Genomic DNA, 14,044 nt, shown 5'->3' on the forward strand with positions numbered 1-14,044 from the left:
ATTCTATATTTACCCTTCAAATTATTGACGTAAGCTTACTTCCCTCAAGTGATAAGTCATAATGGCTTATCGTATTAATGATACGATATGCAAAAAAAACAATTAAGTTTCTGGCAAATCTGGAACATGAGTTTCGGATTTCTGGGAATACAGTTCGGATTTGCACTACAGAATGCAAACACTTCCAGAATTTTCGAAACCTTAGGGGCAGATGTAGAGGATATACCTATCCTTTGGATTGCGGCACCAGTCACGGGATTGATCATTCAACCTATCATTGGGTATATGAGCGATCGTACCTGGACAAAACTAGGTCGTCGCAAACCCTATTTCTTGGTAGGGGCAATTCTTTCTTCCATTGCACTGTTTATCATGCCTAACTCACCTTCACTTTGGGTTGCCGCCGGTACACTCTGGCTCATGGATGCATCCATCAATATCTCAATGGAACCTTTTAGGGCTTTTGTAGGAGATAATCTACCGGAACGTCAGCGTACTCTGGGTTTTGCTATGCAGAGTTTTTTTATCGGCATCGGGGCGGTGGCAGGATCCTTGCTGCCTTATATATTTACCAACTATATTGGATTGAGCAATACTGCTCCAGAAGGTATTATACCGCCTTCAGTAAAATGGTCATTTTATGTTGGCGGAATTGTATTTCTCCTAGCTGTACTATGGACCGTATTTTCTTCTAAAGAATATTCTCCTGAAGAGCTTGCGGCTTTTGAAGCAGCCGAAAAGCTAGACGAGGCCGCTACAGATGGACGTATAGAAGAAGCGAATAGAAAAAAGAGTATTAAAAAACAACAGGTCTACGGTATTGGTATGATCATTCTTGGAGGTATCATAACATATCTTATCTATTCAAATAATCTTACAAAAGAATTATATATCCTATTTGTTGGGTTAGTCATTTTTGGAATGCTTTTTCTTCTGGCTGCAATTCTTAGAAATCAGCAGATTAAAAACGGCTTTACCATTATTGTGACGGATTTGCTAAATATGCCTAAAACCATGAAACAATTAGCTTGGGTGCAGTTCTTTTCATGGTTTGCCCTCTTCTCCATGTGGATATATACCACGCAAGCCGTTACAGGTCATGTGTTTGGTGAGACAGACACCACCACCGAAGCTTATAATGATGCTGCTGACTGGGTTACCGTAATGTTTACGGTATATAATGGTGTGGCCGCCGCGGTAGCATTTTTATTACCGGTATTAGCTAGAAGAACTAGTAATAAAGTAACTCATTTACTTGCCCTAAGTTTTGGAGGTGTAGGTCTTATCTCTATTTATTTTCTTGGAGATAAAGTAGGTTTACTACTTTCTATGGTAGGGGTAGGAATTGCATGGGCGAGTATTTTATCTATCCCTTATGCAATGCTTTCGGGATCACTGCCGGCCTCAAAAATGGGATATTATATGGGGGTATTTAATTTCTTTATCGTTATCCCGCAGATTGTAGCAGCCACAATTTTGGGCTTCTTGGTCAAAGAATTATTTAATAATGAACCTGTATATGCATTGATTGTAGGAGGATGTGCAATGATCTTGGCAGGATTCTTAACTTTAGGGGTGTCTACCAACAGAAAAATTAATATTAATGAATAAGCGTAAAGGATTTATATTCGATCTGGATGGGGTGATTGTTGATACGGCCAAATATCACTTTTTAGCGTGGAGAAACCTGGCAAACTCACTCGGGATTGATTTTACCGAAGAAGAAAATGAGCAACTCAAAGGAGTTAGCAGAGTACGATCCTTAGAGAAAATTCTTGACTGGGGAAACAAAAGCATTTCTCAAGAAGAATTTGACCGCCTTATGGCGCATAAAAATGAAGAATATCTGGCTCACGTAGATCGCATGGATGAAGATGAGCTTTTGCCTAAGGTGGCTGAAACGCTGGAGTATTTAAAAGAGCAAAACCAAGCCATAGCGTTAGGCTCAGCCAGTAAAAATGCCCGTAGAATTTTAGAAAAAGTAGATTTGACAGATCAATTTGATGCTATTGTGGATGGTACAGATGTGTCTAAAGCTAAACCAGATCCGGAAGTTTTCCTCATTGGTGCAAAAGCACTCGACATAAAGCCCGAAGACTGCATTGTGTTTGAAGATTCTGTCGCCGGAGTACAAGCGGCAAATATTGCCGGAATGGTAAGTATTGGCATAGGAGATAAGTATGTATTACATGAGGCAGATCATATTTTTAGAGATTTCACAGAACTTTCTAAAGATTTTTTACAGGAACTAATCCGCAAGTAAGTGCCAGTTGCTAAATGTATTAGATCGTCGCTGAGCTTGTCGAATGGTCGCTGAGCTTGTCGAAGCGCCACAGTAAGTAAAATTTTTAATAGAGAATAAAATATTTCAACGTACCGAATAAAAGAATAAATCAATGAATCAGGATTATATCATACCAAATGAATGGTCGATCATAGAAGAAGGATTTGATACTACACGCGTAAAATCATCTGAAAGTCTCTTTGCACTGGGCAATGGAGCGATGGGCCAACGCGCTAATTTTGAAGAATTATATACAGGGCCAACCTTTCAGGGGAGTTATATTGCCGGAGTTTACTATCCCGATAAAACCCGTGTAGGCTGGTGGAAAAATGGTTATCCTGAATATTTCGCAAAAGTACTCAATGCTCCTAATTGGATTGGGATAGACGTATGGATCAATAATGAGCAGTTGGATTTATACCGTTGCACATCTATTGAAGATTTTAAGCGTGAATTGAACATGAAAGAGGGTTGGTATACGCGTAGCTTTACTGCAACTTTACAAAATTCAGTTAAGATAGCGGTAGAAGTCACCCGATTCTTAAGTTTATCTACAGATCAAGTAGGTGCGATCGATTATAAGATTACTCCCGTAAACCAAGAGGCCGAAATCAGATTTGAACCTTATCTGGATGCAGGCATCACCAATGAAGATTCTAACTGGGATGATCAGTTTTGGCAGGTAACATCGGTTAACGCTAAAGGTTCTCAGGCATTTATAGAAGCGCATACCATGAAAACCTTCTTTTCGACCTGTACCTTTATGGAAACTCAATTCATAAAGGATGGTGAAAAAGCTTCAGGTGAACCTAGCGTTACAAAAGATGATAAAAGTGTTCGGTTTTCGTATTCCGCGCAAGCGAAAAAGGGAGAAACCCTAGCAGTACAAAAGTTTGGAGGATATACGGTAGATCGCAACCACGATAAGGATCAATTAGTGACTTCTGCGAAAGCGGTCCTAAAAGAGGTTACCACAAAAGGATTTGATCAATTATTAGCAGAGCAAAAGCAGGCGTGGGCTGAGATCTGGAAAATGGGTGACATAACCATTGACGGTGATGTAAAAGCACAACAGGCCATACGATTCAATATTTTTCAGCTTAATCAAACCTATTTGGGGACAGATGCCAGTTTGAACATAGGTCCTAAAGGATTTACAGGCGAAAAATACGGCGGAAGTACTTATTGGGATACTGAAGCATATTGTATTCCCTTTTACATGGCGACCAAAGATCAGGGCGTGGCTAGAAATCTCTTAACATATCGTTACCAACATTTAGGTAAAGCCATTGAAAATGCAGAAAAACTTGGGTTTTCTAATGGTGCCGCGTTATATCCCATGGTAACCATGAATGGTGAAGAATGCCATAATGAATGGGAAATCACCTTTGAAGAAATTCACCGTAACGGCGCAATTGCATTCGCGATTTTCAATTATTATCGCTTTACGGGGGATTATAGTTATATTCCGGAAAAGGGTCTGGAAGTACTCATCGGTATTGCCCGTTTTTGGCAACAGCGCGCTAATTTTTCGACGTCCAAAAATAAATATGTCATTTTAGGAGTTACAGGTCCTAATGAATACGAAAACAACGTCAACAATAACTGGTATACCAACTACATTGCAAAATGGTGTATAGACTATGCTGTGGAGCAACTAGATAAGGTGAAAGAGGAATACGCTTCAGATTATGCGCGTATTTTTAAGGAAACTAAACTTACTCAAGGTGAGATTGACCAATGGAAAGAGGTGGCTGATCATATGTATTTTCCATATTCCAACGAACATGAAGTCTTTTTACAGCAAGATGGTTTTTTAGACAAAGAACTGAATCCTGTGGATCAGTTGGCAATGAGTGAACGTCCCATTAATCAATACTGGAGCTGGGATAGAATCTTGCGTTCGCCCTATATCAAACAGGCAGATACCTTACAAGGATTCTACTTTTTTGAAGATCATTTTACCAAAGAAGAGCTTAAAAAGCACTTTGATTTTTATGAACCTTTTACGGTGCACGAATCTTCACTTTCACCCTGTGTACATAGCGTATTAGCTGCATCGCTGGATGACATGGAGATGGCCTACACCTTTTATTTAAGAACTTCTCGACTTGATCTAGATGATTACAATAAAGAAGTACATGAGGGTCTTCACATCACCTCCATGGCAGGAACCTGGATGAGTATAGTCGAAGGTTTTGGCGGCATGCGCGTAAAAGACAATCAATTGCATTTTAGTCCTAAAATTCCGAAGGAGTGGAATTCATATTCATTTAAGGTTAATTTTAGGGACCAAATCATAACCGTTTCGGTAACGAAAGAGGGTGCTTCCTTTAATGTAGAAGGAGATCAAGAATTAACGCTTGTCGTAGATGGAAAAGAAAAGCACATAGCTCCAAAAGAGAAGATGTCAATATAAAACTTGGATAACTCCAACTCATTATCTCATGGTGTTTTGAAGTGTCACTTTACATAAAAAAAATTTAAATGTGAGATCATGAAGAAATTATTTCAACTAGTATTCTTACTTGTCTGTACCTCTCTAAGTGCCCAACTCAACCGGGTGGAGCCCCCAAATTGGTGGACCGGTATGAAAAATAACATGCTACAGGTACTAGTGCATCATCCTGATATCGCTTTCGCGGAAGTTGAAGTAGAGTACCCTGGTGTTAAACTCACTAAAGTGAATAAGACCGACAGTCCAAATTACCTCTTTCTGGATCTATTGTTTTCAGCGGAAGCGAAACCCGGTAACATCGCATTGACATTTTCACCTCCAAAAGGAAAGAAAGTTAAGGTGGATTATCCCTTACTCGCCCGAAGCAAACCTGCCAAGGAATACATAGGATTTAACAGCAGTGATGCCATTTATCTCATTACTCCAGATCGTTTTGCGAATGCTAATTCTGCTAATGATCAGGTTAAGGGATTATTAGAGCAAGAAGTGGATCGCAGCCATGATTATAAACGCCACGGCGGGGATATCGAAGGGATAACTTCGAACTTGGACTATATTAAAGAACTGGGTTTTACCGCGGTTTGGCCTTCTCCATTGTTGACCAATGATATGAAACAAGGATCCTATCATGGCTATGCCATTACCGATTATTATCAGGTTGATCCGCGTTTTGGGACCTTAGACGAATACAAAATGCTGGCTGCAGAAAGCAGCGCTAAAGGCATGAAGCTCATCATGGATCAAGTGGCTAACCACTGCGGGTTAGAACACTGGTGGATGAAAGACTTGCCTTTTAAAGATTGGGTAAATTTTCAAAAGCGTTTTGAAGCCGGTAAACAACCTATGTATTCGAATCATAGAAGAACCACCAATCAGGATCTCTATGCGTCAAAAGTAGATGCAAAAGGCATGAATGAGGGATGGTTTGTTGAGACTATGCCAGATTTAAATCAGCGTAATCCCTTTCTGGCAAAATACATCATTCAAAATAGCATATGGTGGATAGAAACCCTGGAGTTAGGCGGCATTCGTCAGGATACTTATCCTTATCCCGATAAAAAATTTATGGCGAACTGGGCCGGCGCCATTATGACTGAGTATCCCAACTTTAGTATTGTAGGTGAGGAGTGGAGCTACAATCCGCTGCTGATTAGTTACTGGCAAAAAAATTCACCCGTGGGTGGAGATTATCAATCTAATTTGCCTTCTACCATGGATTTTGCTATGCAAAGTAACATCATTAAAGGCATCAAAGAACCTGAAAGTTGGAACGAAGGCTTAGTCCACCTTTATGAAGGGCTGGCCAATGACTTCGCCTATGCGTATCCGCAAAAAATTATGGCGTTTTTAGATAATCACGATAAGAGTAGAGTGTTTACAGAATTTGACGGTGACGTGGCGAATACCAAAATGGCGCTGAGTTATTTGTTAGTATTACCGCGTATTCCGCAGATTTATTATGGGACAGAAATCATGATGGATGATTTTGATAAGCCCGGCGATCACGGACTCATTCGCACCGATTTTCCAGGTGGTTGGCAAGGAGATACGGTAAGTGCTTTTACAGGAAATGGGCTGTCGCCAGAACAAAAGGATATGCAGGCTTACTTAAGAAAAATACTCAACTACCGTAAGTCCAGTAAGGCGCTGCAAGAAGGGAAAACGATACATTTCGCACCCGTAGAGGGAGTGTATGTTTTAGTGCGTTCTAATGGAGAAGAAAAGGTCATTCACATCATCAATAAAAATGAAACGGCATATGATCTCAATTTGAATCGTTTTGAAGAGTTGATGCTCAGCGGCAAACAGCTAAAGAATATTATTACCGGTGATGTGACGACCTGGGGTGATACCATGAAGTTAAATAAAAAGGGGAGCACAGTGCTGACCACGAAATTATAATTCATTTGTCATTCCCGCGTCCGCGTGTCGCCGAAGCTTTAGCGGAGGAGCAAGGCAGGAATCTAAAATTAATAATTAACGTACCACAAATGAAAAATATAATCTTATTCCTACTTATTGTATGCTTCAGCGGTAATGCACAACAACCAAGTCCGGTAAAAGTAAAAAATGCCGTATTGGCAGGCGGAACCCTGGAGAGTGTAGATTCTTTTCCGTCAAACTATATTCAATCAAGAAGGGTCGATATCTGGCTTCCGCAGGGATACACCCCATCAAAAAAATATGGGGTATTGTACATGCACGACGGTCAAAACTTATTTGATTCTACTACCACCTGGAATAAACAGGAATGGAAAATTGATGAGACAGTGACCAAACTAGTTAATGCGGATAAAATCGAACCTGTTATTGTAGTTGGTATTCACAGTATTTCAGACATACGTTGGCAGGATCTTTATCCCGAAAAAACCTTTGATTACATGCCTAAAGAAACCGCCGAAGCGATTAGAGCAGATGCCCAAAAACAAAATTTCAACACCAATCTTACAGGCGATGAGTATCTTAAATTTTTAGTAGAAGAATTAAAACCCTTTGTAGACAAGACCTATGCCACTAAACCAGATAAGGAAAATACGTTTGTAGCAGGATCCAGTATGGGCGGACTTATGTCTATGTATGCCATCCATGAGTATCCAGAAATTTTAGGAGGTGCCGCGGGGATCTCTACGCACTGGCCGGGAGCAAATCCCACTCCGGATAATCCGTTTGAAAAAGCCATTTTTAAGTACGTTGAGGCGACCATGCCAAATCCTAAAACACACCATGTCTACTACGACTTTGGTACAAAAACCTTAGATCAATATTATCCCAAGTACGCACCAACAGTGGATTCGCTTTATCATAATGCCGGGTATACGGCAAAAAACTTTAAAAACCTTAAATTTGAAGGAACTGATCATTCTGAAGCATCTTGGCAAAAACGCGTTGATGTATGGATGGAGTTTTTAATGGAAAAATAGATGCATTACATTCTAAAAAGACAATCTATTTAGTATCTGATGATAGCTTCATTGTAAATTGAAGCAACCGCTCTGCTTGAAGGAGACTTTAGAAATGATTCTTTTGAACATTAGCGTTTAATCACGCAACAAAACAATATTTAATGAAATTACATTCTGTTTTATTCCATGTCTTAATTTTTTTAGGAGGTTCCCTGTTTGCTCAGCAAACTTCTCTAACATACGTATCGCACACACTAGAAAATAACCGGGTGACCGTAGAATTTACAGACGGAATTTCATACGAATTCACTCCTTTTAATGATCGTATCATTGAGGCCAGAAGGTTTGAGGGGAAGCGTAAACGACAAATTCCATCACACGCAGTGGTAATGAAACCTGACCAAACTGATTTTGTGCTGGAAGAAACCGATGAACGCATCACGGTCAAAACGAATGGCCTATCCTTTTTTATCGCCAAAACCGGCCCGGCAGAAATTCAATACGCGTACCTAGACAATCCATTGACCAGCGAATTAGTAGCCCCGGCAGATAGCACAAAACTCACCTTTAGTGTTACAACTCCAGAGAAACTTATGGGCGGGGGTGCAAGAGCTTTAGGGATGAATCGAAGAGGGACCCGCCTTAAACTCTATAACCAGGCACATTATGGGTATGAAGAGCGCTCAGAATTATTGAATTACACCCTTCCAATCGCACTTTCTTCGAATCAATATCTCTTACATTTTGATAATAGCTTTACAGGATATTTGGATTTGGCCGGATCTAAGGAAGATCAACTCTCTTTTGAGCCAGATGGTGGCGATTTGGTTTATCAAATCGTAGCTGGAAATACGTGGACATCCATCCTGGACGCGTATACCAAACTCACAGGACGCCAGCCCATGCCACCACGTTGGGCGTTGGGTAATTTCGCCAGTAGGTTTGGGTACCACTCGCAGCAAGAAGTAGTAGAAACGGTAAAAAAGTTCAAAAACGACAGCATTCCATTAGATGCAATTATTTTGGATATCTATTGGTTTGGAAAAGAGATCAAGGGGAGCATGGGCAACTTAGAATTTCTAAAAGATTCTTTTCCCAACCCCAAAAAAATGATCGCAGATTTGGCTCAAGATGACATCAATACCATACTCATCACAGAACCCTTTATCTTAACCAGTTCAAGCAAATGGGACATCGTGCGTGATAATGGCTATGTAGGTAAAGACAGTTTGGGCAATCCCTATACTTATGATTTTTATTTTGGCAATACGGGCTTAGTCGACCTCTACAACCCCAAAGCAAAAGAATGGTTTTGGTCGGTATATAAGGGATTGATTGATTCCTACGGAGTCGCAGGACAGTGGGGGGATTTGGGAGAGCCAGAGGTTCACCCGGCTGATATGATCCATGGTGCGGGGATTCCTGCTAAACAAATTCACAATACGTACGGTCACGATTGGGCAGGCATGATTGCCGAAGGCTACCAAAAAGACTTTCCAGATCAGCGTCCGTTTATTTTAATGCGGGCAGGATACTCGGGTTCGCAGCGCCACGGCATTATTCCCTGGTCGGGTGATGTGAGTCGAAGCTGGGGCGGACTCAAACCCCAAGTAGAAATTGCTACTCAAATGGGATTACAGGGCTTGGGCTATATGCATTCGGATTTGGGAGGTTTTGCCGGTGGAGAAACCTTTGATGCAGAATTATACACCAGATGGCTGCAATACGGTGTTTTTCAGCCGATTTGTCGTCCTCATGCGCAAGAACATATCGCGCCAGAACCTGTGTTTCATGATGCAGAAACAAAACAGCTAGCCAAACAAGCCATAGAATTGCGCTATCAGCTTTTACCGTACAACTACACCTTGGCGTATCAAAATAGCCGAACCGGGATTCCATTAATGCGACCTTTATTTTTTGAAGAGCCTAACAATCTGGAGTTGTACGAAGTTTCAGACCAATACCTTTGGGGAGACGCTTTTATGATTGCTCCTGTCACGGCTTCGGGCGTCACGACTAAGCAAGTGTACTTTCCCAAGGGATCCAACTGGATTGATTTTTATACTAAAGAGGTGTATCCTGGCGGATCGTCTTCCGCGATAAGCGTTACAAAAGAATATATTCCCACGTTTGTAAAAGAAGGAAGTTTTATCCCTATGATTGAGACTATTCAATCCACCGCAGACTATAGCACAGATATCTTTATGCTACATTATTTTACCAGCAATCAATTGAGTAGCGGTACTTTATTTGAGGATGACGGCAAAACACCTAATACGGTCAAAAATGGCAAATACCGTCTCCTGCGTTTTCATGCGGTGAAAAAGAAAAATACGCATTATATCGGCATGACGACCTTAGTAGGGAAAAATGAAAAGCCTAAAAATAGAAGGGTGAATTTGGTTGTTCATGGAGTAGCGAAAAAACCCCGTAGTCTTAGAATAAATGACAAGAAAGTCACTTTTGAGTATAGTGAAACCGAAAATCAATTACGCGTTGATGTGGATTGGAACGCCAGTACCACAGTGGATTTGCAAATTAAACAATAGACCTCATGAAAAAACCAGGCTATATATTGACCTTACTCCTTCTGCTTCTTTTTGTTGGCTGCGCCGAAAAGGAGCAACTTGACACAAATATTTCTTCTCCTAATAAAGATATTAGCGTAGCGCTATATCTAAATGAAAATGGGGAGTTGGCTTATACTGTAGACTATAAAAATAAGATGCTTATAGATACATCGTATGTAGGTTTTGAGTTTACTAACGCCGAAGCAATCAAACAAGAGTTACAAATTGAATCCACATCTACAAGATCGGTAGATGAAACCTGGCAAATGCCGTGGGGCGAACAGATGGACGTCAAAAATACTTACAATGAGTTGGTCGTAAAGCTTGCCGAAACTACAGAAAACCCCCGTAAGTTTGAGCTCATTTTTAAGGTATATGATGACGGGGTAGGATTTAGATATCATTTCCCGGAGCAGGATCATATGACAGAAGCGCTTATTGCTCAAGAAAATACCCAGTTTAACTTGACAGAAGATTATACTACTTTTTGGATTCCGGGCGATTGGGATATTTATGAGCATTTGTACAGTACGACTCAATTGTCAGAAATAGATGCACTTAACTATGCGAACGACGATAATCTGGCACAGACTTACATTCCTGAAAATTCGGTCGCTACACCCGTAACCATGGTGGGCAAAGATGGTACACATCTTAGCATTCATGAAGCGGCGCTAGTAGATTATAGTGGGATGACCTTAAAAATTGATCCTCAAAATTTAACTTTAACCAGTAGCTTGGTAGGCTCAAAAAATACCGAGTATAAGGTGAAACGTACACTTCCATTCAGTACACCCTGGCGCACACTCACCATTACAGATAATGCGCCGGATCTTATTGAGTCAAACCTCATTGTCAATCTAAATGAACCCAACAAGTTAGGCGATGTTTCTTGGTTTACTCCCATGAAATATACAGGAGTATGGTGGGAGATGCATTTGGGTAAATCCTCGTGGGATTATGGGATGGAAAAGATAGATGGAAAATGGACCGATACCGGAAAAGCCCATGGTAGGCATGGAGCCACTACTGAGAATGTGAAAAACTTCATTGATTTTTCTGCTGAGAATAATATCGGCGGAGTGCTGGTGGAAGGATGGAATACCGGTTGGGAAGAGTGGATAGGTTTTGAAGATCGCGAAGGCGTTTTTGATTTTGTAACGCCTTACCCAGATTATGACATCCAAGAAGTTGTGCGCTATGGACGAGAAAAAGGAGTAGAAATTATCATGCACCATGAAACTTCTGCTGCGACAGAAACTTATGCCCAGCAACAGGATACTGCCTTTGCTTTAATGAAAGATTTGGGCATACACGCTGTAAAAACGGGTTATGTGGGTAAAATCCTGCCTAAGGGAGAATATCACCACGGTCAGTATATGGTGAATCACTACAACAACACCGTAGAGAAAGCGGCAAAATATCAAGTAGCGATTAATGCACACGAACCTATCAAAGCGACGGGCTTACGTAGAACTTATCCTAACACAATTTCTAGAGAAGGATTACGTGGGCAAGAATTTAATGCCTGGGCCAGTGACGGGGGTAATCCACCGGAACATCTACCCATTGTTGCTTTTACGCGAATGCTGGGCGGTCCTATAGATTTTACTCCGGGGATTTTTAACATCAAGTTTAATGAGTATAAAAAAGACAATCAGGTCAATACCACGCTTGCACAACAGTTAGCATTGTACGTCGTGATTTATAGTCCGGTGCAGATGGCAGCAGATTTGGTAGAGCATTATGAGGCGAATATGGAGCCTTTTCAATTTATTAAAGACGTAGGCGTAGATTGGGAACAAACGAAGGTGTTGAATGGAGCAGTAGGTGATTTTGTGACGATTGCCAGAGAAGAGCGGGAGACCGGCAATTGGTTTTTAGGCAGTATCACAGATGAGAATGAACGTGAAATCACTGCGAATTTTGATTTTTTAGCTGAAGGTGAAACTTATACCGCAACAATCTATCAGGATGGAAAAGATGCGCATTGGGACAGTAATCCATTAGCAATTGATATCTCTACGGAAGAAATCAAGAAGGGAGATACTAGAACAATTCGATTAGCTCCGGGTGGTGGATTGGCGATTAGCTTAATGAAGGCTAATTAGTTTTCAGTCGCAGTTGACAGTCTCAATAACTCAATAACAAATAACCAATAACTTAATAACCAATAACCTAATAACCTAATAACCTAATAACCAATAATCTAATAACCAATAATCTAATAACCAATAACCAGTGAAAACCATGAAAAAAATCATGCTGCTCTTACTTGCTGTAATAAGTATGGTAAGTTGTAAAGACGACAAAAAAGAAACAGAAGCCATTGCTGAGAATTCAGCTTCAATAGAAGAAAGCCTTAAACCCCCTACACATGAGGTCGTTCAGGATGGGGTGATCTATGAATTGAATGTTCGCCAGTATTCCCCGGAAGGTAAATTTTCGGCATTTACCAAAGACATTCCGCAGCTTAAAGAATTAGGCGTAGAAATCATCTGGGTAATGCCCATTTTTCCGATCTCAAAAGTAAAGCGAAAAGCTACTAACGATAAGTTCGCCGAAGAAATTGAAGATGAAGAAGAGCGAAAAAAATACCTGGGGAGTTACTATGCGGTGAGTGATTTCACTAAGGTAAACCCAGAGTTTGGAAGCATTGAAGATTTTAGAGAGCTGGTAAAAACGGCTCACGATAATAATATGTATGTTATTTTGGATTGGGTACCTAACCACACCGGTTGGGATCACAAATGGATTACCACAAATCCAGAGTATTACACAAAAAATGACAAAGGAGAAGTTTCTGAACCCTTAAACGAAGATGGTACCCCGGTAGGATGGGCAGATGTTGCTGATCTAAACTATGGTAACAAAGAGATGCGCAAACAAATGCTGGCTGATATGAGTTATTGGGTAGAGCAGGAAGATATTGATGGATTTAGATGTGATGTGGCCGGGATGGTACCTACAGACTTTTGGGTAGAGACGATCCCTAAACTCCGTGAAAAGAAACACCTATTTATGTTAGCCGAAGCCTGGAAACCAGAACTAATGAAAGAGCGCGAGTTATTTGACATGGCGTATGGATGGGATACGCATCATGTAATGAATGATATTGCACAGGGTAAAAAAAATGTTTCTGCTTGGGACATACGCATGAAGGTAGTGGATAGCATGTACGAGGATAATGATATTATCATGAACTTTACCTCTAACCACGATGAAAACTCTTGGAATGGAACTGTAGAAGAACGTATGGGTGAAGCCGCACAAACCTTTGCTGCATTAACCTTTGTTGCGCCAGGGATGCCATTGATTTACAGTGGACAAGAGTACGATATGGATCACCGTTTAAAGTTTTTTGAAAAAGATTCAATTCCTAAAACCAAAGGAGAGTTTTATCCGTTGTATGAGCAATTAGGAGCACTTAAAGATAATCCTGCATTGCACACCGGTGAAGCTCCAGGCAGTTATACCCGCATCAAAACCTCTGCTGATAGCCAAGTCTTAGCCTTTGAAAGAGAAAAGGATGGCAATAAGGTAGTATTTATTGCTAATCTTAGCGATCAACCTGTTTCGGCAAGTTTAGAATATTCAGGCGATATGGTAAATTATGCCAGTAAAGAAGATGTAAATATGTCAAATAGCACGAAACATAATTTTGAACCCTGGCAGTATTTGATCTTGGTGAATAAATAATCCTTTAAGATATTTCTATACCATAAAACGTTGAACTTTGCACACACTACATGTAAAAATTCACCCATACATTTTTATATAAGAGGTACTAAAATCAAATAATAACGTATTTTAGTGACTCAACATATTT

8 protein-coding genes are annotated in these 14,044 nt (G+C 40.5%); all 8 read left to right on the forward strand.

Features of this window, described 5'->3' with window-relative positions; translation table 11 throughout:
* Window positions 1–87 precede the first annotated feature (87 nt).
* The 8 genes from ABD000_RS07520 (at window position 88) to ABD000_RS07555 (ending at window position 13,914) form a co-directional block, all read left to right on the forward strand.
* Window positions 88–1,611, forward strand: a complete 1,524-nt coding sequence (locus ABD000_RS07520; protein WP_343765497.1) for an MFS transporter — start codon at window positions 88–90, stop codon at window positions 1,609–1,611.
* The gene (pgmB, locus tag ABD000_RS07525) at window positions 1,604–2,263 is read left to right on the forward strand and encodes a beta-phosphoglucomutase (RefSeq protein ID WP_343765499.1); all 660 of its coding nucleotides are present in this window, start codon (window positions 1,604–1,606) and stop codon (window positions 2,261–2,263) included. The genes ABD000_RS07520 and pgmB overlap by 8 nt, the downstream gene beginning before the upstream one ends.
* Window positions 2,264–2,396: 133 nt before the next feature.
* The gene (locus ABD000_RS07530; RefSeq protein WP_343765501.1) at window positions 2,397–4,703 is read left to right on the forward strand and encodes a glycoside hydrolase family 65 protein; all 2,307 of its coding nucleotides are present in this window, start codon (window positions 2,397–2,399) and stop codon (window positions 4,701–4,703) included.
* Window positions 4,704–4,781: 78 nt separating this feature from the next.
* Complete coding sequence (locus ABD000_RS07535; RefSeq protein WP_343765503.1) at window positions 4,782–6,644, forward strand: glycoside hydrolase family 13 protein; 1,863 nt, start codon at window positions 4,782–4,784, stop codon at window positions 6,642–6,644.
* A gap of 89 nt (window positions 6,645–6,733) precedes the next feature.
* Window positions 6,734–7,663, forward strand: a complete 930-nt coding sequence (locus ABD000_RS07540) for an alpha/beta hydrolase (protein WP_343765506.1) — start codon at window positions 6,734–6,736, stop codon at window positions 7,661–7,663.
* Between the two features lie 143 nt (window positions 7,664–7,806).
* Window positions 7,807–10,194, forward strand: coding sequence for a glycoside hydrolase family 31 protein (locus ABD000_RS07545; RefSeq protein WP_343765508.1), 2,388 nt, complete (start codon window positions 7,807–7,809; stop codon window positions 10,192–10,194).
* A 5-nt stretch (window positions 10,195–10,199) separates the two neighbouring features.
* On the forward strand, window positions 10,200–12,326 hold the full coding sequence (locus ABD000_RS07550; protein WP_343765510.1) for a glycoside hydrolase family 97 protein: 2,127 nt from the start codon (window positions 10,200–10,202) through the stop codon (window positions 12,324–12,326).
* 139 nt (window positions 12,327–12,465) lie between these two features.
* The gene (locus ABD000_RS07555) at window positions 12,466–13,914 is read left to right on the forward strand and encodes an alpha-amylase family glycosyl hydrolase (protein WP_343765513.1); all 1,449 of its coding nucleotides are present in this window, start codon (window positions 12,466–12,468) and stop codon (window positions 13,912–13,914) included.
* Window positions 13,915–14,044: the final 130 nt, after the last annotated feature.

The sequence above is a fragment of the Gangjinia marincola genome (assembly GCF_039523415.1).
In the GTDB taxonomy this organism is placed as follows: domain Bacteria; phylum Bacteroidota; class Bacteroidia; order Flavobacteriales; family Flavobacteriaceae; genus Gangjinia; species Gangjinia marincola.